The organism is Bradyrhizobium liaoningense (assembly GCF_018130785.1).
GTDB lineage: Bacteria > Pseudomonadota > Alphaproteobacteria > Rhizobiales > Xanthobacteraceae > Bradyrhizobium > Bradyrhizobium liaoningense_A.
In genome coordinates this window covers 72,449-96,780 of the sequence record NZ_JAFCJT010000023.1, presented here as the reverse complement: position 1 = coordinate 96,780, position 24,332 = coordinate 72,449, and the positions used below count along the sequence as shown (strand labels likewise).

General features: G+C 64.6%; 22 protein-coding genes. 7 read left to right on the top strand and 15 right to left on the bottom strand.

Annotated features, from left to right (window positions below):
• Positions 1-30: 30 nt before the first annotated feature.
• From JQ627_RS31665 to JQ627_RS31655, 3 genes are all read right to left on the bottom strand, one after another.
• On the bottom strand, positions 31-1,218 hold the full coding sequence (locus tag JQ627_RS31665) for an alanine--glyoxylate aminotransferase family protein (protein ID WP_212488278.1): 1,188 nt from the start codon (positions 1,216-1,218) through the stop codon (positions 31-33).
• A gap of 164 nt (positions 1,219-1,382) precedes the next feature.
• Positions 1,383-2,108, bottom strand: a complete 726-nt coding sequence (locus JQ627_RS31660; RefSeq protein ID WP_212488277.1) for a thermonuclease family protein — start codon at positions 2,106-2,108, stop codon at positions 1,383-1,385.
• A 256-nt stretch (positions 2,109-2,364) separates the two neighbouring features.
• The gene (locus JQ627_RS31655) at positions 2,365-4,092 is read right to left on the bottom strand and encodes a hypothetical protein (RefSeq protein WP_212488276.1); all 1,728 of its coding nucleotides are present in this window, start codon (positions 4,090-4,092) and stop codon (positions 2,365-2,367) included.
• Between the two features lie 424 nt (positions 4,093-4,516).
• On the opposite strand from JQ627_RS31655, the gene JQ627_RS31650 reads away from it, so the two are divergent.
• The gene (locus JQ627_RS31650) at positions 4,517-5,365 is read left to right on the top strand and encodes a caspase family protein (RefSeq protein ID WP_212488275.1); all 849 of its coding nucleotides are present in this window, start codon (positions 4,517-4,519) and stop codon (positions 5,363-5,365) included.
• Between the two features lie 271 nt (positions 5,366-5,636).
• On the opposite strand, the gene JQ627_RS31645 is transcribed toward JQ627_RS31650, so the two are convergent.
• The 3 genes from JQ627_RS31645 to JQ627_RS31635 all read right to left on the bottom strand — a co-directional run bounded on the left by JQ627_RS31645 (position 5,637) and on the right by JQ627_RS31635 (position 8,089).
• Positions 5,637-6,524: an efflux RND transporter periplasmic adaptor subunit gene (locus JQ627_RS31645; RefSeq protein WP_212488274.1), complete on the bottom strand. Its 888-nt coding sequence runs from the start codon at positions 6,522-6,524 to the stop codon at positions 5,637-5,639.
• 184 nt (positions 6,525-6,708) lie between these two features.
• On the bottom strand, positions 6,709-7,824 hold the full coding sequence (locus JQ627_RS31640; protein ID WP_212488273.1) for a beta-propeller fold lactonase family protein: 1,116 nt from the start codon (positions 7,822-7,824) through the stop codon (positions 6,709-6,711).
• Positions 7,825-7,951: 127 nt separating this feature from the next.
• Positions 7,952-8,089, bottom strand: a complete 138-nt coding sequence (locus JQ627_RS31635; RefSeq protein ID WP_212488272.1) for a hypothetical protein — start codon at positions 8,087-8,089, stop codon at positions 7,952-7,954.
• 147 nt (positions 8,090-8,236) lie between these two features.
• Here JQ627_RS31635 and JQ627_RS31630 point away from each other — a divergent pair, with 147 nt between their 5' ends.
• From JQ627_RS31630 to rpsU, 3 genes are all read left to right on the top strand, one after another.
• A complete protein-coding gene (locus tag JQ627_RS31630) occupies positions 8,237-8,413 on the top strand; it encodes a hypothetical protein (RefSeq protein WP_155794778.1) in 177 nt (58 codons plus the stop codon).
• An 86-nt stretch (positions 8,414-8,499) separates the two neighbouring features.
• Positions 8,500-8,622, top strand: a complete 123-nt coding sequence (locus JQ627_RS39555; protein ID WP_312015820.1) for a hypothetical protein — start codon at positions 8,500-8,502, stop codon at positions 8,620-8,622.
• A 275-nt stretch (positions 8,623-8,897) separates the two neighbouring features.
• The gene (rpsU, locus tag JQ627_RS31625; RefSeq protein WP_212488271.1) at positions 8,898-9,179 is read left to right on the top strand and encodes a 30S ribosomal protein S21; all 282 of its coding nucleotides are present in this window, start codon (positions 8,898-8,900) and stop codon (positions 9,177-9,179) included.
• Here the strand turns inward: rpsU and JQ627_RS31620 are convergent.
• Together JQ627_RS31620 and JQ627_RS31615 are read right to left on the bottom strand one after the other, a co-directional pair.
• Positions 9,169-9,447, bottom strand: coding sequence for a DUF1488 domain-containing protein (locus tag JQ627_RS31620; protein WP_212488270.1), 279 nt, complete (start codon positions 9,445-9,447; stop codon positions 9,169-9,171). The genes rpsU and JQ627_RS31620 overlap by 11 nt on opposite strands.
• Before the next feature lie 121 nt (positions 9,448-9,568).
• Positions 9,569-9,790, bottom strand: a complete 222-nt coding sequence (locus JQ627_RS31615) for a hypothetical protein (protein WP_212488269.1) — start codon at positions 9,788-9,790, stop codon at positions 9,569-9,571.
• A 262-nt stretch (positions 9,791-10,052) separates the two neighbouring features.
• Between JQ627_RS31615 and JQ627_RS31610 the strand changes: the two genes are divergently transcribed.
• Positions 10,053-10,715: a Spy/CpxP family protein refolding chaperone gene (locus JQ627_RS31610; RefSeq protein WP_249143550.1), complete on the top strand. Its 663-nt coding sequence runs from the start codon at positions 10,053-10,055 to the stop codon at positions 10,713-10,715.
• Positions 10,716-11,123: 408 nt separating this feature from the next.
• Here JQ627_RS31610 and JQ627_RS39260 read toward each other — a convergent pair whose 3' ends face one another.
• The 5 genes from JQ627_RS39260 to JQ627_RS31590 all read right to left on the bottom strand — a co-directional run bounded on the left by JQ627_RS39260 (position 11,124) and on the right by JQ627_RS31590 (position 17,899).
• Positions 11,124-11,393 carry a hypothetical protein gene (locus JQ627_RS39260; RefSeq protein ID WP_249143557.1) on the bottom strand — a complete coding sequence of 90 codons (270 nt, stop codon included), beginning with the start codon at positions 11,391-11,393 and terminating at the stop codon, positions 11,124-11,126.
• Between the two features lie 482 nt (positions 11,394-11,875).
• A complete protein-coding gene (locus JQ627_RS31605; RefSeq protein WP_212488268.1) occupies positions 11,876-12,103 on the bottom strand; it encodes a hypothetical protein in 228 nt (75 codons plus the stop codon).
• A 1,589-nt stretch (positions 12,104-13,692) separates the two neighbouring features.
• Positions 13,693-14,091 (bottom strand): hypothetical protein, encoded by a 399-nt coding sequence (locus JQ627_RS31600; protein WP_212488267.1) that lies wholly within the window; start codon positions 14,089-14,091, stop codon positions 13,693-13,695.
• Positions 14,092-14,381: 290 nt separating this feature from the next.
• A complete protein-coding gene (locus JQ627_RS31595; RefSeq protein WP_212488266.1) occupies positions 14,382-17,045 on the bottom strand; it encodes an EAL domain-containing protein in 2,664 nt (887 codons plus the stop codon).
• 158 nt (positions 17,046-17,203) lie between these two features.
• Entirely contained in the window at positions 17,204-17,899 is a 696-nt protein-coding gene (locus tag JQ627_RS31590) for a hypothetical protein (protein WP_212488265.1), read from the bottom strand.
• A gap of 186 nt (positions 17,900-18,085) precedes the next feature.
• On the opposite strand from JQ627_RS31590, the gene JQ627_RS31585 reads away from it, so the two are divergent.
• Both JQ627_RS31585 and JQ627_RS31580 read left to right on the top strand, forming a co-directional pair.
• Complete coding sequence (locus JQ627_RS31585; RefSeq protein ID WP_212488264.1) at positions 18,086-19,165, top strand: LysM peptidoglycan-binding domain-containing protein; 1,080 nt, start codon at positions 18,086-18,088, stop codon at positions 19,163-19,165.
• A gap of 142 nt (positions 19,166-19,307) precedes the next feature.
• Positions 19,308-20,576, top strand: a complete 1,269-nt coding sequence (locus JQ627_RS31580; protein ID WP_212488302.1) for a Spy/CpxP family protein refolding chaperone — start codon at positions 19,308-19,310, stop codon at positions 20,574-20,576.
• Here JQ627_RS31580 and JQ627_RS31575 read toward each other — a convergent pair whose 3' ends face one another.
• Together JQ627_RS31575 and JQ627_RS31570 are read right to left on the bottom strand one after the other, a co-directional pair.
• Complete coding sequence (locus JQ627_RS31575; protein WP_249143549.1) at positions 20,577-21,404, bottom strand: hypothetical protein; 828 nt, start codon at positions 21,402-21,404, stop codon at positions 20,577-20,579.
• Between the two features lie 251 nt (positions 21,405-21,655).
• Positions 21,656-24,103 carry an adenylate/guanylate cyclase domain-containing protein gene (locus JQ627_RS31570; protein ID WP_212488262.1) on the bottom strand — a complete coding sequence of 816 codons (2,448 nt, stop codon included), beginning with the start codon at positions 24,101-24,103 and terminating at the stop codon, positions 21,656-21,658.
• Positions 24,104-24,332 lie beyond the last annotated feature (229 nt).

Genomic DNA, 24,332 nt, shown 5'->3' with positions numbered 1-24,332 from the left:
AATCAAAGCTTTCGCCGGGACGAAAGAGAATTACACCGCCACCTCTTCGCCGAGATACGACACCGCCGCTTCCAGCCCGCCCTTGCCATGCGGGATCTTCAGCGCGTTCAGCGCGACCTCGACCACCCCGAGCGTGCCGAGCAGCATCGGCGCGTTGACATGGCCCATATGGGCGATACGGAAGGCCTGGCCCGAGAGGTCGCCGATACCGGTGCCGAGCACGACGCCGCACTTGTCCTTGCAATAGCGTTGCAGCACCGCCGGATCGTGGCCGTTGCTCATGGTCACCGTGGTCACGGTGTTGGAGCGCTCGCTGGCCTCCGCAACGTTGAAGCCGAGCACCTGGCCTTCCGTCCATACGGAGACCGCGCGGCGTGCGGCTTCGCCGAGCAGGCTGTGGCGGCGGAAGGCGTTCTCCAGACCTTCCTCGTGCAGGAGGTCGATCGCCTGACGCAGCGCGAACAGCAAATGCACCGGCGCGGTGCCGGCGTATTTGCGATAGTTCTCGGTGCCTTCGCGCTCGCTCCAGCTCCAATAGGGCGTCGCCATGTTCGCTTTCTTGTGCACCTCGAGCGCGCGCGCATTGGCGGAGACGAAACCGAGGCCGGGCGGCGTCATCAAGCCCTTCTGCGAGCCGGACATCGCGACGTCGACGCCCCATTTGTCCATCTCGAACGGCATGCAGCCGAGCGATGCCACGGTGTCGACCATGTACAGCGCGGGATGGCCGGCCGCCTTGATCGCCTTGCCGATCGCCTCGATGTCGTTCTGCACGCCCGACGCCGTATCGACCTGGACGACGACGACGGCCTTGATCTTGTGCTCCTTGTCGCGGCGCAGGCGCTCCTCGACTTCACTCGGCCGCACCGCGCGGCGCCAGTCGCCCTTGAGCACCTCGACCTCGGCGCCCATCAAGGCTGCCGCATTGCCCCAGCCGATCGCGAAGCGTCCGCTCTCCAGCACCAGCACCTTGTCGCCGCGCGACAAAACGTTGCTCAGAGCGGCTTCCCAGGCACCGTGACCGTTGGCGATGTAGATGTAGGACTTGCCCTTGGTCGCGAACAGATTCGAGATGTCGCGGAGCAGGCTTTCGGTCAGGTCGAGCATCTCCCTGGAGTAGATGTCGATGGCCGGACGATGCATCGCCCGCAGCACCTCGTCGGGCATCGTGGTGGGCCCGGGGATGGCCAGAAATTCCCGGCCCGCGCGAACGGTCATTGCTGTTGGTCCTTGTTGCTTGAGAACAGGCTGGTGGGTTGCTGATTCACATTTTACGCGCCGTGGAAGCCCAAGAAAAGCACGCAAAACGCAGGTCTGGGGTGGTTTTTGTTTCGAGCATGGTCTTGTCGGAAAACCGCCTCACACGTTTCCGGACCATGCACTCATCTCTTGGTCTCGCGGCAGCCGGCGGCTTCGGCCTCTTCCACCGAGCAGAACCAGCGGGTGCCCTTGCTGATCTTCATCTTGATCTGGGTGTACCAGCGGCTGGTCGGCTGGTGATAGATGCACTCGCCGGCGGTGTTGACGTTGCCCTTGATGGTGCAGTCCGGCGAGGGCGCGACCGGCCCGGAGGCCGATGCGAGCAGCACCGCATGCGCGCCCTCGGGCGGCTTGGTCGCGCCCAGGATGGCGGTCTTCTTGTTGCGGACGCGCCAGTCCCACGGCGCGATGAAGGCGCCCTGCCACATGCCGGCCTTTGCCTCGCGCGCGGCCGCCTCGTCGGGTTCGTAGTCGCGCGAGAGGCGGGTGTAGGCCAGTGCCCAGCCGCTGCGCACCAGCCATTTCTGGATGTCCTCGCCGCCGACCTCGCAGCGCGCCACGGTGCGGCCGCGCCGGTCGATCGCGCGGGCGTGGCAGACCCAGCTCTTGCCTTCGGTGTATTTGGCGAGCTCGTCGCGCGCCGCGATGCCGCAGGTCCAGCGCTCGGTTTTTGTATTGAGGCAGAGCTGGTCGACCGCTGGCGCGTCGATGCCGCCGAGCCGGACCCGCGTGTTCCCGATCAGGACGGCGTCGCCGGCGCGGACTTTTGCCGTACCGGTGATGTCGGCGGCCTCGGCCAGCGACGGAAGTGCGAGCAAAGACAGCGCAATCAGGAATTTCCGCAACATGCCGGTCCGCGTGTAATGAAAATCTCGATAGACCCCGCAATTGTGGTCGGCTTTTGGCCGCCCGGCCAGCGCCTGCCCAACGATTGAGCTTTCAACTTCCCGTCATTGTGGCGGGGCTTCGCTTACCCTCCCCTTGCGGGGCCCTGGAGGGGGAGGGTCGATCGCGCGTAGCGCGAGCGGGGTGGGGTGACGGTCTCTCCGCGACGAACAGTGCCCGAGTGGAGAGATCACCCCACCCCGGAGGGTAAGAGACATCTCACCCCCGCGCCATCGCCCGCTTCGCCACCGCCAGCCCCATCAGCACGAAGGCTGACGTCACCTCCGGACCACCCACCAGAATCCGCGTCGGCGTCTTCATCTTGTTCCATTCATACGCGCGGAACGGGCCGCGGCGGCCGCCTTCGCCCAAGCCAGCGACGATGACGTTCAGCGCCGGTGCAAACGCGCGCGGGTCGGCGCCGAGATGGCCGAGTGCGATCAGCGCCAGCGCCGCGTCGAACACGTTCATCTCCGCGGCCATCAGCTCGCCCTTGACGTAGGAGAGCACGCGGTGGCGGATGAAATCGAAATCGCCGTCCGGATCGATCGCGGCCTGCGCCTCCAGCGGCAGCGCCAGGAAGGCGGCATAGCAGCGGCCGAAATAGGCGCTGTAGAGCTCAGGCAGGTAATAGATGTGCGAGCGTGGATTGGCGAAGGCGCCGCTGGCCGCCAACCGCTTCTGGAAGCCGATGATGCGATGCACGGTGGCGAGCCGCGCCGGCGTCTCCAGGATCTTCCAGCGCGCGAGGTTGCGAAAGCTGACCTCGAGAATGTCGAGATTGAGCGTCGGATCGAGATCATTGCCATAGGGCCGCTCGCCCTTGAGGTTGTCGATCCAGGTCGCGACGCCGCCCTCGTAGTCGATATTGTCGTTGAGCGGCACGGTCACGCGCGGCGCGTTGACGCCTGCGCGCACCTGGTAGCCGCTATAGAAGTCGAGCAGCGGCTGGTCGATGATCGGATCGGTGCAGCCGGCTTGCGTCGCTGCCGAGATCGAGCACGCCGTGGTGTCGCAATCCGGCACGTAGACGCCGAAGCCGAGGTCCTGCTTGATCTGGGCGAAGTAGCGGGAGAAGCGCGGATGCGGCGCGGGCGCCAGCGCGGTGATGACGTTGAACCGTGCGCCGTCGATGCCCTCGACCTCTTCGCGGCTGATGTTGACGCAGAAATCGACCATGTCGGCGATCGCGCGCTCGGCCGCAATCTTGTCGGCGGGCGAGGCGAGCCCGGTCTCGACATAGCTCAGCAGCGCCTCGATGAAGAACGCGTCGTAATAGGCCGAGCGGTGTCGGATCTGCACCGGCTCCCACATCGGCTCGGCAATGCCGCGCCAGGGCGGATTGACGACGGCGGCTGCCGGCGAGCGCGCGATGAAAACGCGGGCGAGGTTGAACAGCAGCGAGGAATTCTTGTAGCCGCGCGCGTTCAGCCCGGTGAGCGCCATGATCAGCTCGCGCCCGCGGAAGTCAGGATCGCCGATCAGGTTGAACGCGGCATAGGTCGGCAGGAAGCCGTTCTTGCGGTACGAGCCGAGCAGATGCTGCGCGCAGTCGCGGATCACGCTGTCGATCTGCCCCTGCGGCGGCGCGGAACCGGTGAACATCGCCGGCGGCGGCTTGGGATGATCGAGCGCGATGCTGTCGACGAGACCGGCGACGGGCTGGCCGACCGCCGCCCAATCAGGCTCGGCTTCGTCGCGCGCGCGGGCGAGCGCCGCCCGGAGCCGGGTCAGCTTCGCTTCGTCACGCAGCTCTGGCACGCCCGCGCGTCGCAGCAGTATCCGCAATGCGGGATTGCCGAGCGCGGTCTTGTAGAACTTGGCCAGATGCGGATCGCCGCTGGCAGGGCCCGACAATACGGGATCGCAGACGTCGTAAAGCGAGGGGCCGTCTTTCTGCGCCGTCAGCGCACGGCAGGCGGCGCCGGCAAAATAATGAAAGCTCATGAAATACCTGGTCGCGGGGGCTTGGCCAGAGGCCGGCCGGCACGCTCCCATCTGCGCACCACCCCCTCCAAGTCTTTGAAAAAGCTACCCGGATTCGCGGGAAATACAAATGTGATGGTGGTCACGGAAAAATCCGGCACGGAAGCTGCACGATTAAGGCGGTTACAAGGGGCCGGCGATGAAAAACGTGCAAATTCCGCTCGGAGGATTAACCAATATATTCAGGTACTTAGTTCAAATTTTGGGTGATCTATTGCCGGGGAGGCGATATCCGGTTAAGGCTTTGTTTGGTGCGGCGCCGCAAATTGCGCGCAATTCGGGGGCACATCCCCGGCCAATCCCTCAAACCTGAAGACGCTATCGCGCTACTCAAACAGTGTGCGCGCGCTTGGCTGGTCTTTGGCACTGACAGGAATGAAGCGAGATGAATGTAAGGCAGCTCGAGCTTTCCAGACGCACGATTGCAGTGGCCGCAGCCCTCATCGGCACGGTGTCGCTCGTGATCGGCGCCCATGCTGCCCTCAACATGCGCGCGATCGATGCCGCCAAGGCCGTGTCGACCGACCAGGTTACCGGCTCGATCGGCCAGTCGTCCCGCCTCGCCCTGGTCATCGGCAATGGACATTATCCCGACGCCAGCGCGCCGCTGACGCAGTCGATCAACGACGCCCGTGCGCTGTCCTCGTCGCTGCGCAAGAACGGCTTTGACGTCGACATGGTGGAAGACGCCACCAGGGACGACATGGTCCGCGCGGTCAATCGCCTGAAGTCCCGGATCAAGCGCGACACCGTCGTCATGCTGTTCTTCGGCGGCTACGGCGTGCAGGCCGGCCGCGAAAGCTACATGCTGCCGGTCGATGCGGTGATCTGGAAGGAAAGCGATGTCCGCCGCCAGGGCGTCTCCATCGACGGCGTGCTCGACATGATGAAGGAGCAGGGCGCCAAGGCCAAGCTCGTCGTCGTCGACGCCTCCCGCCGTAATCCTTACGAGCGCCGCTTCCGCTCCTACAGCCATGGTCTTGCGCCGATCAGCGCGCCCGACAATGCCCTGATCCTCTCCTCCGCTTCGCCCGGCAAGGTCGTCGATGACGGCAAGGGCGAGCACAGCGTGCTGGTCGGCGAGTTCCTCAACAACCTCAATGCGCAGGGTAGCGCCGAAGGCGTCTTCAATAAGACCCGCGTCGCCATCTCCCGCGCCTCCGAAGGCGACCAGGTCCCGACCATCTCCTCCTCGCTGCTCGAAGACGTCCATTTCGGCGAAGCCGGCGGCTAGTTTTTCCTGAGGGCTTGCGAGCTCTCGTAGGGTGGGAAGGCGCAAAGCGCCGTGCCCACCGTCTCTCCAGGATTTCGACAGTAGACGTGGGCACGCTCCGCTTTGCCCGCCCTACGATGTCTGAGTTTTCGTGCCCCGGACGCGGCGCATCATGCAATGATGCGACGCTGAGCCGGGGCCCATTCTTTTTGGCGTATCGTTCGCTGGGAGACAGGTCCCGGCTCGGCGCAGCAGCGTTTCACGCTGCAGCGCGTCCGGGACACACGAGACCCTACTTCGCAGCTTCCGTGGCCATCACCGGGCGCACCGGATCGCCTTCGCGCAACAGCGCGCCGGCGCGGGCGACGACGACGTCGCCTTCGTTGAGGCCGTCGCGAACCTCGATATTGCCGCCCGACATCAAGCCGATCTCGACCCGCTTGGTCTCGACGCGGTTGCGGCGGATCACCTGCACCACGGTGCCGGCGGATGTATATTGCACGGCCGTGAGAGGCACCGCGACGTTGCAGCTCTGGCCGGTCTTGATCAGCGCGCGTCCGCTCGCTTTCAGCAAGAGCCGCTTCGGCGAGTTGATGGCGATATAGACAATGCCCTGCTGGATGTTCGGCTCGACGGTCGGTCCGATGCGGCGCACCTTGCCGTCGAGATCGCCCGCGCCGGCAATGCGCACGGTTGCCTGCTGGTTGACCGCGAGCTTGCGAATATCGGTGGTCGCGACCAGGCCGACGAGATCATATTCGCTGCGCGCCACGATCGTGAACAGCGCCTCGCCCTTGGCCGAGGCGAGGTTGCCGATCTGCGCGGTCGACGTCGCGATCACGCCCGCCACGGGGGCGGTGACCTGAAGCGTGCCGCCTTCGGGCAGCGCCAGCCGCGCCAGCACCTGGCCGGCCGTGGTGGTGTCGCCGGCTTCCGCCAGCACCTCCGTGACCTTCAGGCCGGGACGCTCCGGCCGCACCGAGGTCTCCTCGCGCGCGATGATCGTGCCGGTGGCCTCGACGATGTCGGAGAAGCAGGATTTTGCGACCTTCAGCACCGTGACCGCCGGCCCCTTGGGCGCGTCGTCATCGGCGGCGAGCGTGGGCTGGGCGGACAGCAGAACCAGTCCGGCGAGAGCAACGAATTTTCGGGAAAAGGAACGCGCAGGCAATGGACGCATCGGTCATTCCGGTTGGGGCCTTGACGGCCTCATCGTTAGCAGAAGCAACCGCGGCGGACCATGGGCCGGCCGGACGAGAATGCCGCAGCAGCGCGGGCGGCGCGATGCCGCCCGTTGAATTAGTCGTGGCAAGGACGAAGAGGTTCGCCGTCTCTTACCCTCCCCCTCCGGTGGGTAAGTAGCCTCACGGCAGGTTCAGAAACTCCACCCAGTTCGGCTTCTTGCCGGTCGGATAGGATTTCAGCTTGGCGAGTGCGCCGCTGCTCTGGTCGATCGCATAGACCGTCATGCTGTCGGAGAGCTCGCCGACGGCGGCGAGGTAGCGCCCGGAGGGATCGATGTGGAAGCCGCGCGGCTGCTTCTCCGTCGGCACGCTGCCGATCGTGGTCAGCTTGCCGCTCGTCGCGTCGACCTTGTAGGCGGTGAGCGTGTTGGTGGTGCGCTCGGAGGCGTAGAGGAAGCGGCCGTCCGGGGTGATGTGGATGTCGGCGGCCCAGGGCTTTCCGTTAAAACCTTCCGGCAGCGCGGTGGTGCGCTGGATCTCGTCCCAGGCACCGCTCTTGGCCTCATAGGCGAACGCCGCGACGTCACCGTTCAGCTCGTGGATGAGATAGACGAACTTGCCATTGGGATGGAACACGAAGTGCCGCGGCCCCGATTTCTCCGGCACCTTGGTCACCGGCGGATCGCTCGGCCTCAGCGTGCCCGCCGTGGCGTCGAACGCGAAGCTCAGAATCTGGTCGGAGCCGAGATTGGTCGCGAACACGAAGCGGTTATCGGGCGAGGGCAGGAAGGCATGCGCGTTCAGCCCGGTCGGAATCACCTGCTTCGGCTCGCCGGCGACGCCGTTGGCGTTAAGCGGATTGAGCGCGACCTTGTTGCCGCCATAGGAGGCGCTGAACAGGAATTTGCCGCCGCGGTCGGCTGCGATGTTCGCCATGCTGTCGGCGAGCGGGCCGTTGCCGATGTGGCTGAGCTGTCCCGTCTTGGGATCGATCGCAAAGCTCACCGCGAGGAATGGCTGCGAGCGCACGCCGGCGATCAGGACGCGATGGTCGGGCGTGATCGCAAGCGGCGTCGAGGAGCCGGGCTTGTCGACGCCGGTGAAGGCGGCGGTCTGCACCAGTGTCATCTCGCCGCTCTCGGCCATCTTGAACACGCTGATGTCGTTGCTGTCGGCATTGCCGACATAGGCGAAGGTCTCGGCCATGCCGGCGCGGACTCCAGAAACGAGGGTGAGGAAAGCGAGGGTGGTGGCGATCGCAGCGCGTGGCGCGATGCGTCGGGGCGGTCTCAGCATGGGGTCCTCCTGAAAGCCGTATGGCGTTGTCGTTTTGCCGTGGAGGATAGCGGGAGCCGTGCCGCGGTACCAAATTCCAGTTGGAGATTGATCGATGCCGAAATTGTATCGGTCGCGCGGGGGCTGGCTACCGCACTGCGGCTGTCAGGCTGCGGGAGGGCAGATGCGGGCCGGACGCAGTGTCGGGTGCCCCGAGCAGGCCCCACACGGCCACCGCAAGCAGCGCGCAGGTCAAAATGGTCCAGGCGACCAATCGTTTCCGCATCAGGCCAAGTCCATCCGTCGTTTGATGCCCCGGGGCACGCGAATGATCCTGCACTGCAAACCGCGACGATCCTATGAACTCGTTCACAGGCAAAACATCACATCATCATCATCGCGAACCAATGCCGCGCGAGCGCATTGACCCCGCATGCCCCGCGAAAACGACCTTGAAGGCAAGCCCGACATGGGCGGCAAGCATGGCGGCCAGAAGGGCCAGCCCAAGCCGCCGCCGCGCCCGCGCGAGGGTCCGCGCGATGAGGATGTCGTGGCAAAGCGCCACACCGGCCAAACCGATCGCACGCCGCCGCCGACCAAACAAAAATAGCGCCGTATTTCGCGCCGGGAACATCAGCCTCGCCTTGCCGTTATGCTGATCCCGCAAGCGGACGAGGTCGAACCGGAGGCTGGCACGTGTTTTGGATCTATTGGAACACCGCTTGGTCGCTCATCATCAGCGGCATCTGGGTCGCCACCATCGTCAGCCATCCCGATTCCGAAATCGCCGAAGTGCGTGCCGCAAAACGGCCGATGTGAGCCTTCGCACCTCCCGGCACATCTGCAGCTCCGCCGCTTCGATCGGGAGGCTCACGCGATCCGGTCGACGTGCAGGCAAGGTCTTATCGATTGACAGGGCTGCAAGAGAGTGGTCACGTGACGGCACGAAGTTGCATCGCTGTGACAAGCGCATCGACTTGCCCGAAGCTGGCGACCAATGTCGCAGCGCTATCCTCAAAATCGCAAGAAGGTCCTGCGCAATTGGCTGCCATGCAGGACGTGTCGCATTTGCAGCCCCAAGCGAGGAGAATCGATTGCAGGTACTCGTCAGAGACAACAATGTTGAGCAGGCACTCCGTGTTCTCAAGAAGAAGATGCAACGCGAGGGCGTCTTCCGGGAAATGAAGCAGCGGCGTTCCTACGAAAAGCCCTCGGAGAGAAAGGCTCGCGAGAAGTCCGAAGCAGTTCGACGAGCCCGCAAGCTCGCTCGAAAGCAGGCAATCCGGGAAGGATTGCTGCCCGCTCCACCGAAAAAGAAGCCTTTTGAGCGCAAGTCGCCCTTGCCGGAGGTCAAAGCCCGGGTCCCTACAGCCTGAAGTCGATGCCCCGTAGCACGATGCCGGGCGGCGTGCCTTCGAACTCCGTCGCGCGATATTTGCTCGCCGCCCGTGCTTCGATGCGATCCCGCAGGCGAATGAACTGGGCTTCACGTTGCTCGGGCCTGACTTGCGGGCTAGGCTCGAGGTAGTCCATCGCCGAGGTCGAGATTGCGCAAGGAATCTCCTTGGCACCGTCATGCATGGAGAACCGGACGATCATCCGGTCGTATTCGTGGCCGATGAAGCGGCCGCTGGTCAATGTCATGGCTCACTCCTTTACTTGATTGCTTCCTGGCACGATCACCCCTCAAATCGTCGCCGCCAAATTCCCGGTAGTCCGGAGCATGGCGCGCGCCGAGAACGCAGGCGGTCGTCGCTTGCCTCAGTCATCCCGCCGACAGCGCAGCTCCCTGATATTCGCCGCGAGGGCCTTCGGCGGGCACGGTGATCATCGTGGCAACGCGGCGATAGGCCGAAAAGGTCCGGCCCTCGATCGACTCCTCGTCAGTGACGACGTCAAAGGCGCCCACCGGAAAGATGCGCTCGATGCCGCGGATGCGGAACGGATGCCTGAAGGTGACGGTTTCTCGCCGCGAGCGGATGGTCATGCACGCTTGCCTTTCGCAAGTGAAGCCCCAACCGGTGCCGGCTTTCACGACCATGCGCGCTTGCCACGGCAATAGCCAGCACTATCGTCGCCGCCGACAAACCACGATGTCACAGCGCAGCCGTCATTCGCGCAGCATCTTAACCCTCGCTATTGGTTCGGTGCCGGCGTTGGGTCGTTGCTGTCACCGCACGTCTCAACGGCTTCGACCGGTGACTGAGGGATCACGCGTGCTCCCGCCGAAGGCTTCGCAGGGAACGGACATGTCGCAGGTCTCGCTCAGCCCGCGCCACAATTCTTTCTCCAGGTCCTTTTCTTTCTCCAAGTCCCTTGATTTGAATCAAAGCGAGATCGCACTGCCGATCATTTTTTGCGTGGTGCCTGGGGGCCGCTCACCTAGGAGGTTGCCGATGATGAAAATAGTAGTGATCGCAACAGCTGCACTCCTTATCACCGCACCGTCGGTTGCCAACGCGCAACAGCCATCCCCCGCGACGCCAGATCGGCTAAACGCGGTGGACCGGAATACACTGGTCGACATGCGGATCGATCTGACCAAGGCCGCCTTGCAGCTGACACCTGAACAGGAAAAGCTCTGGCCGCCCGTCGAGAGCGCCATTCGTGCCAGGGCGGAGGATCGGAGGGCCCGTGTTGCAAAAATCTCGGAAACAGTGGGTCGACGGGCCGACCAAAATGCCGTCGAAACCTTGCGCAATCGTGACCCCATTGCCTTCCTGCAGCGACGCTCGGAGGCATTGGCTCAACGATCAGCCGATCTGGATAAACTCGCCGAGGCATGGCAGCCACTCTACAAGACCCTCAGTCCCGAACAGAGGCAGCGCATGGGGGCCCTCGCGGTGCTTGTCCTTCACGATATGAGTGATGTCGTGGAAAGACGTCGTGCGCAGGCCGAGGACGAGGACTGAGACAGGATGTTGATTCATACCCGCCGCGTGACGGTCTGGACCTGCGCGGCTGGCTGACTTTAAGCCTGGGCGGTGTCCGCTTTGCCAAGGCCGACATCCCCAGGCAGCATGCGCGACCAACGACCGCCGCTGATTCCGTTTTGACGCCGTTGCATATGGATCAAGGTGCGATCACCCTGACGCTGATCCACCGCGAGCGCGCCATCAAGTCGATGTCGTCATTCCAATACCGCGCAGCATCTGACAACAGCAGCTTTCGTGTTCGCTGCGCATGCGCGTCAGCGTCATTGCCTATCCAGACAAATAAGCGCCCGTGGAGCGCCGGTTGGCTCTGCGATCAGAACGAGCTGCGAGGCCTGCGTGAAGCTGCTCCGGACCACGACATCGAACTCGAGGTCCGGAAGTGTCTCAGCGACACACGTAGGCACCATTCACCAGCACGCGCACACAGGCCGTACCGGCGGCCGCCGCTCCGACCGCAGCTCCCCCGACGACTGCCCGTCGCGTCTGTCTGCGCGCAACACCTGCGACGCTCACCGGCGTTGCCGGTCGTCCGACCCTGGCTTCTGCGCCTTGGATAAGCGACAGGCCGTCGCTCTCCGACCAATTGATCGTACCAAATCCACATGCCAGCCCGAATGCTACGAATGCGAGCCGCATTGCGCCAATCCGCTTCATCATGAGCCTCCTCGTGGCCAGTCTACCTTGCCGGCCGATACTTCCCCCATGGCGAACGCGTCGCTTGATCCACATCAACGGCGAGAAGCTATCTTGGACGAGGTCGCCATTTGCGCGCCTATCCGGGACGGGCGGCACTAGTGGGGTCTCCTTCCTTCTCAGCCAGCCAGGACTGGATTCGGGACGCCGGAATGAGTTGCTTGGGAAAATGCGGATTGATCGTCCCGGCCAATAGCACCACGCCGTCCTCAAGCTTTGAGCGAGTGAACGCCTTGGCGTCCGCCTCCGTCGCAAACGTCCTCGTTTCGTAGGGACTTCGCGGCTTCAGGAGCAGGCCATGTCTACGCACCTCAAAGGTCACGTACCAGATTGCCGTCATCTCCTTTCAAGTTATGTGGAGTAACGATAGTTCCATCGCCGTCCCAGCCCTCCGCGGGCCTCAGGGGCAGGCTCCAAGCCTGCAGATTCCAGGCATGACGGACTTACAGCATCGTCTCTCCATCGAGCCTGCTCGCTGTTTTGGGGAGCGAGGCAACCTTGACGCCGCGCAGATCATCCGGAGGCGGATGCAAGCTGCTCTTCATCCAGCCCGTGACGATTGGGGACGCGAGCGCATCAAGAGAGCGCTCGTTTGACGAATAAGGTTTGTGGCCCGCCATGATCCACGCGCGCACGCTGATGCGCGGGCGTTCGCCCGGCAGGGCGCACAATTGTCTCCATCCCCGGACAAGCATGATTGACCTGCACTCCTCCGGAGCCCACCAAACCGACCGCGGGTGCAAACTTACTCGAGAGGTCGGCCGTTAATTAGGAGCGTGAAATTGCTGCTCACGCCATTGTCCGAAAGGGAAGCTGCGGTAACAGGTGACGCCTGCGGAGCTTCGCGAGTGTTACCCTTCCCGACGCGAAGCAGGCGCGGCGAACTACGTTTTCTCACGTTTGAACTGCGCGAGGCCGATCAGATGCCGGCGTGATGATGGTTCACTGGTACAGCGCGCAAATGCCCGCATTCCATCGCACGCACCTGCGGACGTCCCGGCGGGTTTGGCGGATTGTGGTTCTGGCTACGCACACACCGCCAACCATTGTCCTGCCTGGCCCGCAGCCGGCCGCGACTTGCGTGATGAGGTCGTCCGCATGAATCGGCGCGCGTGGCATTGCCTGCGTCGATGACGCGATGGCTAACGCAAAGCCTGCAACAGCAAATAGCCTGATCATGGTCACTCTCCTCTTGAAATCACGCAAAGCAAGGTTGGTGCCCTTCGAAAGCAACATCAATCCGCATGCAGGATCAGAAAGAGTTTGATCTGGAGGCGGCCGCTTGGACCGCCTCCTCGTCGCTGCGTGTTTCCTTGCTGGCCGACGTACATCGTTCCGTCGTCGCCCTTGATCGGTGTGCCGGGCGTGCAACCAATTCCGTTGCTTTGGGCACAATCACCTGTTCGTGTGACCCGTTAGATCAGGGTGCCCTAACGTCGCTGGTACCCTGACGGGCCGAAGTCCATGTCCGCTTTACCCGCTTCGTCTGTGTGTTACGGGCAGTGGAACGGCATGCCGTTGGCGCCTGTGACCCAAGTCCCCGAGGTGCAGGCCATGCCGCCGGGCGTTATGTACCATCCAGTGCCGGGGGTGGCTGTGGATCCAGCATAGTAGGCGTTGGCTCCCATAGCGCCGCCACCGTAGGAAGGCCCACCTCTGTCGGGACTCACGCCCGTAACTCCATAGTTGTCGACAACTGTGGAGTAAGAGCCGCCTCCCCATCCCCAGTTGGGGGATGTCGCCGCCACTGCAGCAGCCGTGCCTATGGCGGCCGCGCCGGCGACGCCGGCGCCGACTACTCCAGCTCCATACCCGTAAGCAGCCCGCCGGTTTTGCCGGCGAGCGACACCTGCAACGCTCATCGGGGTCAGTGGTCGACCGACCCGCGCTTGGGCGCTCTCCACCGACAAGGAGACGCCGCTTTGCTCAGACCAGCTAAACGAGAACAGTGCCGCGCATGCGACAGTTGAGCCCGCAATTGCAAGTTTTGTTAGAAGCATCTGTCTCATGAACTTGCTCCATTACTGGCTTGCCCCATGACGAAAGGATGCTGCCTCACCGCCGGGTCGGCATTGCGCTAGATCAAGGATAGGCGAGGGGGCTTGCGAGCTCGGATGAGACAGAGACTTTGACGCTACCAACGAGTTTTCTTCGATGGTGCGGATCGAGCCAAACGATCCCGTGACGGCGAGAACGGACAGCGTTTTCAAAATTGAAAAAGAGGCGGCGATTGCGCCGCCTCTCCTTGTGCTCCGCGTGTTTACTGGCAGACGTACATGATTCCGTCACCGCCCTTGATCAATGTGCCGGGCGTGCAGCCAATGCCGTTGAGCTTCGCATAGCTATCCCAACCGTCGTAGCAGGTATAGGAAGCACGCCCAAAGACTCCAGCCGTCGTGCCGTACCCGTACCCGGTCCCGCCGCCGGCCCCACACCAGGGGCCGCCAGCGTAGTAGGCTCGCACTGCGTACCAGGGCAGACCGGTTTGATCGGGAATGTAGTGATTATAAGGATACGGGCTGACATAGAGTCGCCTCGCTTGGGCACTCTCAACTGACAGCGAGATCCCGCTTTGCTCAGACCAGCCAACGCTGAACATTGCTGCAAAGGCGATGATCGAAGTTGCAATTGCAAAATTTCTGAAAGCCATCTGCTTCATCGTTTTGCTCCTATCCTGTCTCGCCCCCTTTGCATAAGTAGGCCCGTCGGTTGATGCCGACCTTGACAAGGATCAAGCGCCTTGGTCTGCATCGTGACTAAAGCTCAAGTCGTGTCTAACGGAGTTGTGCACACAACCGTGCGCAAGGAGTCAGCCGAGAGATGTTGATGCGTCGCGCTCTCTGGTGTGTTTTCTCGGCGCTACGTCGGGGCTGAAGCGGGTTGGCGGATCGCTTCGAGCACGACGGGATTTGTTGCGAAATCGTGTCGTACTCGAACAATATCGCCTTGCTAAGCCGCCTCAGCCTGCGCCGACAACAGCAGCTTCAGCTTCGCCGCCGGCACGGCCGGGCTGAACAGCCAGCCCTGCATCTGGCTGCACCCGAGCTGCCGCAGCACCTCGCGCTGGGCTTCGGTCTCGACGCCTTCGGCCGTCGTCGCCATGTGGCGGGCGGCGGCCATGTGCACCACGGCCTGCACGATCGGGGACGAATCCTCGGACTGGCCGATATCGCTGATGAAGCTGCGGTCGATCTTGATCTTGTCGAACGGGAAGCGGTGCAGATAGCTCAGCGACGAATAGCCGGTGCCGAAATCGTCGAGCGCGATGCGCACGCCGAGTTCGCGGAGCTGCTGGAGAATCGTCAGCGCCTCCTCGTCGTCGCGAATGAGGACGGTCTCGGTGACCTCGAGCTCGAGGCGGCCGGGGGCGAGGCCTGATTCGGCGAGCGCGGCTGCGACCTTCAGCGCCAGCGTCCTGGCGCGGAACTGCACCGGCGAGACATTGACGGCGACATGGATATCGCCAGGCCAGCTGGCCGCCTCGGTGCAGGCCTGCCGCAAGACCCATTCGCCGATCTCGCCGATCAGGCCGGTCTCTTCCGCGACCGGAATGAAGTCGGCGGGCGAGATCATGCCGCGCTCGGGATGGCGCCAACGCAGCAGCGCCTCGCAACCATTGACGACATCGGCCGCGAGATCGACCAGCGGCTGGTAATGCACCTCGAATTCGCCGCGGGCGAGCGCCTGGCGCAAATCGAGCTCGAGCTGCCGGCGCTGCCGCGCCTTGGCGTCGTATTCGGGCACGAACAGGCGGAAGGTGCGGCGGCCTTCGGACTTCGCCGCATACATCGCGAGATCTGCGCGCTTCAGCAGGTCGTCGAGATTGTCGCCGTGATCGGGCGCGATCGCGATGCCGATGCTGGCATCGGTCGGGATTTCCTGGCCGTTGCAGTTCACGGGCATGCGCAACGCCTTCAGGATATTTTCCGCAAGCGTCGTCAGCTCGGCCTGATCGCTGGTGCCGGCCTTGACGATGGCGAATTCGTCGCCGCCCAGCCGCGCGACGAGGTCGTTGCCGCTGACGCAGGCGCGCAGGCGGTTGGCGACCTGGCGGAGCAGCTCGTCGCCGACCTCGTGGCCGAGCGAATCGTTGACGCCCTTGAACTCGTCGACGTCGATGTAGAGGATCGCGAACGGCTTGCCTTGGGCAAGCTCCGCCACGCGGCGCTCCAGATGGCCGCGCATCAGCACGCGGTTGGGCAGGTCGGTCAGCGCGTCGTAATGCGCCATATGCGCGATGCGCTCGTCGGCGCGGATACGCTCGGTGACGTCGTCGTGGGTCGCGAGCCAGCCGCCGGCGGCGCCGGGCTGGTTCTTGATCTCGATCAGGCGGCCGTCCGCGGTCTCGACGACGGCGCTCTGGGTTCGCCCGGCATTGCTCAGAATGTCGTCGCAGTAGGAGGCGACGTCACCGTGGAAGGATCCGGTGTCATGGCGATGCTGGATCACGTCGCGGAAATAGGCGCCGGGCTTCACCACGTCGGCCGACAGTCCGTACATCTCGATATAGCGCCGGTTGCAGACGATCAGCCGCTCGTCCCGGTCGAACATCAACAGGCCTTGCGTCATCGTGTTCATCGCGGTGTCGAGCCGCTGCTTCTCCACGGCGAGCCTGCGCGTCATCTGGCGGAAGATCAGGAACAGCGTGAGCACGAGCAGGCCGATCGACAGCACGGCGACGGCGACGAAGAATTTCGTTTGCGTGCGCCAGGTCGCGAGCGTCGCATCCAGCGATTTGGTTGCGACCACGACCAGCGGTTCGCCGGTCAGCATGCGCGAGGCGACGATGCGGTCCTTGCCGTCCATCGGGCTGGCGAGCTGCGTCGTGACGAAGGTGCGCTCGAACACCGCCATCTGCTCGCGCGAGCCGTTGCGAAAATTCTGCCCGATCATCGCGGCGACATGCGGAACGCGCGCGAGCAGCTGGCCATTCTGGTGGTGCATCGCGATCGAGGATTCCTCGCCGAGCCCGGCCGAGGCGAAGAAGGATTCGAGCTGCTCCGGCGAGATGGCCCGCGACACCATGCCGAGGAATTCGCCGCGCGGACCTGAGACGCGCCGCGCGAACACGATCGCGGGTCCTTTGCCGAACCGGCCGGGCACGACTTCGATCTCTTCCGGCGAGGCCGGATCGTTCTTCAGGCGATTGAAGTAGCCGCGGTCGGCGACCGAAATATGGGCGACCGGCCAGCGCCGCGACGAGTTGATCAGCACGCCGTTGGAATCGAACACGTTGGCGCCGGCGACGTCGGACCAGCCGCTGGCTTTGGCACGCAGCACCTCGTGCATGGCCAGCGTGCCCATCTCGCTGCTGAAGACATCGGCGGATGCGATGCCGTGGCTTTCGAGCTCGGCGATGATGCTCTTCTGGAGCACCGCAAAGTCCTCGAACTCGCGGTCGAAATGCCGGGCGAGCATGCGCACGGAGTTTTCCAGGCTGTCGCGGCCGCTTTCGATCGCATTTTGCCGGAAACGATCGACAGTCAGCGCGGTGCCGATGGCCATCGCGACCATCAGCACGAAGCCGCCGGCGATCAGCCACGTCAGCGGCGCTCCCTGCCAACGGCGGAGCAACACGCGCATGCGCGTGGTCCATCGGATTGATGTGCCCATCCAGTCCTCCCGTGGGATGCAAGATGCAGCAAAACCGACAAGAGCCCGTTACCAGTAAGGGTTAGGGAAACATGAATCGAAACGGAATCAGAGGGTTGGTTCCCCTCGATCGGCGGGAGCTCCGCAGGCTGGATTTACGCTGATGCGATTCCGGTGGATCACCGGCGGATTTCCCACCTCAAGGCTTCCGCATTCTTCTTGGCGAACGTCTCGGGCACGTCGAACTTTCCGGTCTCGAGATCAAAGCGGCAATGCCAGCCGCCCAGTCCCTTCATGGCGACGTTCTTGGGATGATTGTCATATTCGCCCGACAGCGAGATCACGAGGTAGCGGTTGTTGGGCCAGTCCATGCCGAGCGACCGATAGGCCTCTTCCGTACCCTCCATGAGATTGGCCGAGATGTGGAAGTCGAGCTTGGCGAACCTCTTCGTCTCCGGCCGGCCGTAGAAATACGCCCAGGCGAGATCGCTGAGCGGCTTCTTCGTCGCGCTCGCGAAGGCGCCCTTCTCGACATGGTAGAGATAGAGGTCTTGCTCGCCCGAGCCGGTCTTCTGCATCCGCACCAGCCATTGCGAGTCACTGGTGAAGCGGAAGCCGGCCCCGTAGCCCTGCTCGGGCTTCAGCTCCGTCATCTGCTCGCCGCGCCGCGCCCAGGCCTGCCATTTGACGTCGAAATCCTTGCTGTCCTTCATGTACTGCTCGATCCTGGTGGCGCCGTCGGGCGAGGTGAAGGCGAGGCCGGCATTGTCGGTGAGGACGAACCCCGGCGGCGGGCCGGATGCGGCGAGCGCGGGGGAGGCGGCCAGCATCAGGGCAAGCGCCAGCCATGGCGCGGGACGGCAAAATGGGTTCACGGGAAAAATCCTCAAAAAATGACAGCGATGCGGCCTCGATGATTTGACGCCGTCGGCGCCCCGCCGGTTCACGCTGGCCGAGCCGGAACGAAAGGTGCATCATCCCAATGATCGTCTTGCTGCCGCAGCCAAATCGGCGCAATTTGCCGACCTAGGTTAATTTGCGACCCAAGGGTTCATTTTCTGATGATCACCGCTTCCAAGGCCCTCATTGCATTCTGTCTGCTCGCGGTGGGCGGCACCGTACTTGTGATCGGTCCCACTGAGCTGCGCCGCCTGCTGCCGGGCGGCGCGCAGACCGAGATCGCCGCCGCCAAGCCGGAGGCAAAGTCCGAAGCCAAGGCTGAAGCGAAGCCCGAAGCCAAGGCCGAGACCAAGCCCGAGACCAAGCCCGAGACCAAACCAGAGCCGAAGCTGGACGAACCAAAGCTCGCCGCCACCGCGCCGCCTGCGCCATCGGCCCCCGCCCCGAAGGTAGATGCGCTGGCCGAGACGCAGAAGCAGGCCACGGCCGCGCTCGCCGATCTCGCGCCGGTCAAGCCGCCGCCGGCCGCAACCGATACCGGCCCGCGGTTCGACGTCGCGCGCGTCGACGATCACGGCGAGGCGGCGGTGATCGCGGGGCGGGCCGCGCCGGGTGCACAGGTCGAGCTGCTGCGCGACGGCAAGCCGCTCGATACTGTGGTCGCCGATGCCTCGGGCCAGTTCGTGATGACCCCGCCGCAGCTTCCCGCCGGCTCCTATGAGCTGACCCTGCGGGCGAAAGCGCCTGACGGTACCGTGACGCAGTCGGGCCGCAGCATGCCGGTGACCATCGCCGAAGCCGCGCCGCCGCCCGCGCGCCCGGCACTGGCCGCGAAACAGGAGCTGAAGCAGGCCGAGAAGCCCGACGACAAGTCTGATGTCGTTGCATCCCTGCCATCGGCATCGTCGCGCCAGGAATCGGCGCGCCAAGCATCGGCGCATGACAGGCCCACGGCTCAGCCGAGATTTATCGGTGCACCGAAACCCAGGGTCATGGCGCGGGCGCCCGCGGCCACGACCGTTGCATCGGCGTCGCCGGCGGACGCCATCAGCGGCCCACCGGCCGAAGCAGGCGGCAACCGGGTGATCTCCCGCGGCGACAGCCTGTGGGCTCTCAGCAAGCTCGCTTACGGTGATGGCGCCCGCTACGCGGTGATCTTCAACGCTAACCGCGGCAAGATCCACAACCCCAACCTGATCTATCCCGGCCAGACTTTTGTGGTGCCGCGGAAGGCGGATTGAGGTCGCATCGGCAGCGCCGGTAGGCGTTGCGACGCTTTGCCCGCCGTCGCTCCGGAACATTCGGTTCCCCAGCGCGTCATTGTGATGCGACCCAGTGCGCGCTTGGCGCTGGGAGGAGGCCGAGGTGGTCAGGTCCGCTTTCATGTCCGGACGCATGGGATTGGCGCTGGCGGGCGCTGCACTCATGATTGTGGCAGTGCTGCTGCCGAGTAAAGCCGAGGCGCAGTTCGGATTGCGCGGTGGTCCGCTTGGCGTCGCGCGCTTTGCCGTCGGCCACGTGATCGGCATGTCGCGCCTGCGCCACGCGCGCATGGCGGTACGCGGTGGCCGATACCGCTCCGCCGCGTTGCGGTCGCAGGATCCGCGCGGCGCCGAGCGCGGCCAGCCGGCCAATCCCTACATCCTGCGCGCCGCGCTCACGGCGCAAGCTGCACTGTCGGGCTGGCACGGTGGCCGCCGCCCGCAGGGCTGGTGGCGCCACCCCGATGGCAGCTATGGCTGGGCCGGCCCGGTGTTCTGGCCGTTTGCGCATGACGACCTCACCACCGCAATCATCCTGGGCGATGCGACCAGCCTCTCGCTCTATGGCTATGGCGACATCTACGCCGCGATCTTCGCGCCCTATGCGGCCGCGGAGTTCGCCGCCTACACGGCGCCACTAGGCAGGCGCGCACGAAAGGTCCCTTCGGTCGAGGCCGTTTGCGATGCCAGTGACACCGGCGGCTTGCCCGTCGACCGCATCGCAGCCGTGGTGCGGCCGAACGAATTGCAGCGCGCAGCGCTCGACGAGCTCGCGACCGCCTGGCTGGCTGCGCGCGACACCATTCGCACGGCCTGCCCCACGCAGGCCCCCGCGACCGCCTTGGAGCGCGTCGGCCTGATGCGCGAGCGCCTCGAAGCCATGATCAGGGCGACGGACGCAATCGCGCCGCCGCTCGCAAAATTCGTCGATCTGCTCGATGCCGGCCAGAAGACAAGGCTCGACGCGCTCGCCGATGAGCGCCGTGCCGCGCTTGCGGTCGGCCAGCGCAAGGACGTGCAGGTGCCAGCCGCCTGCGAGGCCGGCTACGATCCCCGCTACGATGTGCAGGCGCAGCGGCAATACGAGCAGCTCGTGCAGCAGCAATGGCCCGCCGGCGAGATTGCGTCGACGCTCAAGCTCGATGACACCGCCCGCGCGCGGCTCGACGTGCTCCAGGACACCACGTTGCGCACCATGGAGACACTCAGTGCCTGCCCGACCAAGGCGGCCGCAACGCCGCAGGCCCGTCTCACTGCCGTGAAGGCGCGGCTGGAGACGATGCTGCAGGCGGTGAAGGGCGTCGGCGACGCGCTCGACGATTTCGAGGCAGATTTGAGCGACGAGCAGAAGGCCGGCTTCGAGGCGATGGGGCCGAAGCGCGGGGCGTGATTATCCGCACGCCCAGTCGAACTTCATGTCCCTGAAGTCGAGCTGCGCATTGCCGCCGCCGAAATTGTAGCCGCCGAAATATTCCTCGAACTCGATGTAGAACGGGCTCATCTCCGGCACCGCCTGGCACGGCCGCATGGTGCCGCCAAGATGGTTGGGTGCGTGATCCTTGCCCCAATCATGCAGGCGGAAATTGTCTCGGCTCGGCACGCCGCCGACATAGTAATAGTACGGCTGATAGCCGGTCGGCGGGTTCTGGCGGGTGTGCTCGTCCTGCGGGCCCTTGCCGGCATTGGGATCGGTCGCGCGCGGCACAAGCGCGATCGCGCGGGTCTCGCTGAGATCGGTGCGCGGGGAGCCGGCAAACATCTTCCTCGCGTAAGGCGCCGCGGCCTCGAAGAAAGCGCTGGCGCCGCCGACATCGAGCCAGCGCGGCCGGTCGGCCGTCGCAAGTGCAAGCGGTGCGGGCGGCGTCGCGAACGCGCCGTCATATTCGCGTGCGGTCAGCAGCAGCGCGGCATATTCGTAGTCGAGAATATCCGTCATTCGCGAGAGGCGCGGATGCGAGGTGCGCGCCGCGACCGCCTCGCGGATTTCAGGGTCGTCAGGCGCGCCGCCGTCATTGTGGTCGGGCGCGGTGGCGAAGAACGACACCGCGACGATGTCCTCGCCATGCACGCGATAATCGTCCGGCAGCTTCAAGGTGAAGCCGTGCATCAGCGGAAAGCCGGTGACGGGATCGAGCGGCCATTGCTCGCTGCTGATGCCCGGCGGCAGGCCAAAGACCCAGCCGTGATCGCGCTCACGATCAGCGGGACGGTCCAGCATCTGCAAATCATACGCACGCGAAGGCAAGGCAAACGCCACAGGTCGTCTCCATCCGAAATCTGACCTCGCCATTGAGGCGATGGTTAGTCGCGGGGAGGAGGGATGTGGTTCGTGGGAGCGCTGAAGACGATGATGCCATCCTGCCGGTGTTTTGCCCGACGTGTCAAACCGCGCCGGCATCTGCGTAAGTCATTGATCTTACGGACCCCGGCTACGGTGCATGGGGTTGTTTTCGACATTTTTGTTGTTGGCTACCCCCGCCGGCGGGCGACAGACGCATCCACCACGTTCTCCACGTCCTCGCGCCAGGACAAAATCTCCATCGCGAGCACCGGGTGGTTGAACCCCTTCAGCACGAGATCGTCGAGCGCGCGGGCTTCGACCCAGGGCTCGACCATGCCGTAGACGCGGCGGCTGACCACGACCTGGCCGGCCTTGGCCTCGCCGCAGAGGCGGGAGGCGAGGTTGGTGACACTGCCGATCGCGGCATATTCCAGCCGCTGTTCGAAGCCGACCTGGCCGAGCGTTGCATAGCCGAGCGCGATGCCGATGCCGAAGCCGAGGCTATGCCCGCGGTTGCGCCAGCGCTCGGTCAACGGGCCGATCGTGTCGCGCATCTCCATCGCCATCTTCACGGCGCGCTGAGTATGGTCCTCGAATTGAATCGGCGCGTTGAACAGGATCATCACGCCGTCGCCGGCATATTTGTCGAGCGTGCCCTCGTATTTGAAGATCAGCTTGCCGAGCGCTGCGTGATATTCGCGGAGCACGTTCATCGCCTCTTCCGGCTCGGTCGCTTCCGTGAACGCGGTGAAGCCGCGCAAGTCGCAGAACACCACGGTCACCTCGCGGCGCTGGCTGGTGAGCAGCCCCTCGGGGCTGTCGGAGGAGGCGATCAACTGCGCCACCTGCGGCGCCAGGAATCGCTCGAGCTTGCGGATGCGCTCGATCTCGCCGAGCTGGGTCTCGACACGCTCCTCCAGCGACTTGTTCCAGTCCTTGAGCTGCTCGGTCTGCACGCGCAGCTTGTCGGCCTGGGCGCGAACGGTCTCGTTCGCAGCCTCCAGCGCGTGGCTCTTGTGATCGACCTCGGTGAACAGCCGCGCATTGCGCATCGCCAGCACGGCCTGGTTGGCAAAGGTGCGCATCAGGCCGATGATGCTGCCGGCGAACTCGCCGCTGGCGCGGCGCAGCACCACCAGCGAGCCGAGCGTACCCTGCTGGTCGACCAGCGGCACCACCAGCACGGAGTGGAAGCCGGCATTGATCGCGGCATCGCGCAGCGGCTGTTCGGCGGCATGGTCGAGATCGGCAATCGCGATCGGTTCGCATGTCGCTGCGGCATCGCTCAGGATGTTCTCGCCTTCCTCGATGGTGAGATGGGCGCCGTCGGCGGATTTGTCGATGCCGTTGGCCTCGACCAGGCCAAAGCGGCGCGTCTCGGCGTCAAAGCCGTAGATCAACACCGCATCGGCGCGGGTGATCTCGATCGCGCGGGCGGCGATCGTCGGCAGCACGGCGTTGAGATCGAGCGAAGATGCGACGGCGCGGCCGACCTCTTCCAGCACCTTGAGCTCGTTGATCGACTGCGCGAGATCGCGGGTGCGCTCGTCGACCTTGGTCTCCAGGTTCGAATAGGTTTCCTGGATCTGGCCGGCCATGCGGTTGAACTGGCCGGCGAGGTCTTCCAGCTCGTCGGAGGTGTGGACGTCGATGCGGTGGCTGAAATCGCCTTCGCCGAGCTTGTGCGCGCCGTCGCGCAGCGCCGTGATCGGGATGATCATGCGGCGGGCGAGCAGCGTGCCGGCGAGGATCGCGACCATCAGGCCCATCCCGATCAAGAGCGCGATGCGCACGAGCTGGTCGCGGATCGGCATCAAGGCCTGCGCGGTCGGCTGCTCGAACATCACGTTCCAGCCGAGCTTCGGCACGGTGCTCGCGGCGCTCATCACCGATTGGCCGTTGAAGTCGGTGCCCGACGTGCCGGGCTCGCGGCCGGGCGCAATCGCCGCCGCCACCTGCGGCAGCTTCGACAGATCCTTGCCGACATCGGGCCCTTTCGACGACGTCGCCAGCACGCGCCCCCGCGGATCGACCAAATAGGCGAACGCGGCCTTGCCGACCTGGGCGTCGGACAGGAAGTCGGAGAGGAAGCCGAGATCGATCTCGGCCACGGTGACGCCGGCATTGAAGCCGGAATGCGCCACCGAGATCGACATGAAGGGCGTCCGGTCGGAGAACCAGGCAGGCGCGTAGCTGACGCCGCGGGCGACCGTGTCGGTGAAGCGCATGTCGCGGGAGAGGTCGGCATTGCCGCCGGTCGTGGTCGACTGGCGCGAGACGCGCAGCACCTCACGTCCCTCGCCGTTGAGCTGGAACAGCTGGTTGACGACCGAGACCTGGTGCAGGAGCGATGCGTAGTCGGCGCGGCGCTTCTCGAGCGTGTCCTGGCTTGCCCGCGTCACCCAGCTGATCTGGCGTTCGAGCTCGGAGATCGACTGCTCGATCCGCCGGGCGGCTCCTTGCGCCTTGTCCTCGAGCCCGTCGGTCAGCTGTGTCCTGGTGGCGCGATAGGAGATCCAGGTCTCCATCGCGCCGTTGACGGCGAGGACAAACACGACGAGGCCGACGAGGGAGACGACGTATTTGGCGAACAGGCCCTCGTGCAGAAACCGTGTCTTGTCTTTCGTTCCCGCCATCCAGATCCTCTCGCGCCGTCATCGACGCCGGCGCTGCGGGCCGTACCGGTCCAAGCGCCCTTCTACCACAATTTGGGCCATGGGACCGTCCTGCGACCGGTGGGCGGCCGGCGTGGTTACCCGCTGCAGAGGCCGGATCGGGGTCGAAAGGGGCGTGAATCGTCGCAGCATCATCCCTTTGGAGGAAGCGGCGGACGGGGAGGCCGATGTAAGGATTGGCGTGGAGTCC

Coding starts and splice junctions, on each gene's coding strand:
- JQ627_RS31615 (WP_212488269.1), bottom strand. CDS start 9,790: ATGACCATCCGCTCGCGGCGAGAAACCGTCACCTTCAGGCATCCGTTC.
- JQ627_RS39260 (WP_249143557.1), bottom strand. CDS start 11,393: ATGAAGCGGATTGGCGCAATGCGGCTCGCATTCGTAGCATTCGGGCTG.
- JQ627_RS31610 (WP_249143550.1), top strand. CDS start 10,053: ATGTCGCAGGTCTCGCTCAGCCCGCGCCACAATTCTTTCTCCAGGTCC.
- JQ627_RS31655 (WP_212488276.1), bottom strand. CDS start 4,092: ATGAGCTTTCATTATTTTGCCGGCGCCGCCTGCCGTGCGCTGACGGCG.
- JQ627_RS31665 (WP_212488278.1), bottom strand. CDS start 1,218: ATGACCGTTCGCGCGGGCCGGGAATTTCTGGCCATCCCCGGGCCCACC.
- JQ627_RS31645 (WP_212488274.1), bottom strand. CDS start 6,524: ATGCGTCCATTGCCTGCGCGTTCCTTTTCCCGAAAATTCGTTGCTCTC.
- JQ627_RS31600 (WP_212488267.1), bottom strand. CDS start 14,091: ATGAAGCAGATGGCTTTCAGAAATTTTGCAATTGCAACTTCGATCATC.
- JQ627_RS31660 (WP_212488277.1), bottom strand. CDS start 2,108: ATGTTGCGGAAATTCCTGATTGCGCTGTCTTTGCTCGCACTTCCGTCG.
- JQ627_RS31630 (WP_155794778.1), top strand. CDS start 8,237: ATGCCCCGCGAAAACGACCTTGAAGGCAAGCCCGACATGGGCGGCAAG.
- JQ627_RS31595 (WP_212488266.1), bottom strand. CDS start 17,045: ATGGGCACATCAATCCGATGGACCACGCGCATGCGCGTGTTGCTCCGC.
- JQ627_RS31635 (WP_212488272.1), bottom strand. CDS start 8,089: ATGCGGAAACGATTGGTCGCCTGGACCATTTTGACCTGCGCGCTGCTT.
- JQ627_RS31575 (WP_249143549.1), bottom strand. CDS start 21,404: ATGCTGGACCGTCCCGCTGATCGTGAGCGCGATCACGGCTGGGTCTTT.
- JQ627_RS31585 (WP_212488264.1), top strand. CDS start 18,086: ATGATCACCGCTTCCAAGGCCCTCATTGCATTCTGTCTGCTCGCGGTG.
- JQ627_RS31620 (WP_212488270.1), bottom strand. CDS start 9,447: ATGACATTGACCAGCGGCCGCTTCATCGGCCACGAATACGACCGGATG.
- JQ627_RS31580 (WP_212488302.1), top strand. CDS start 19,308: ATGTCCGGACGCATGGGATTGGCGCTGGCGGGCGCTGCACTCATGATT.
- JQ627_RS31570 (WP_212488262.1), bottom strand. CDS start 24,103: ATGGCGGGAACGAAAGACAAGACACGGTTTCTGCACGAGGGCCTGTTC.
- JQ627_RS31640 (WP_212488273.1), bottom strand. CDS start 7,824: ATGCTGAGACCGCCCCGACGCATCGCGCCACGCGCTGCGATCGCCACC.
- JQ627_RS31650 (WP_212488275.1), top strand. CDS start 4,517: ATGAATGTAAGGCAGCTCGAGCTTTCCAGACGCACGATTGCAGTGGCC.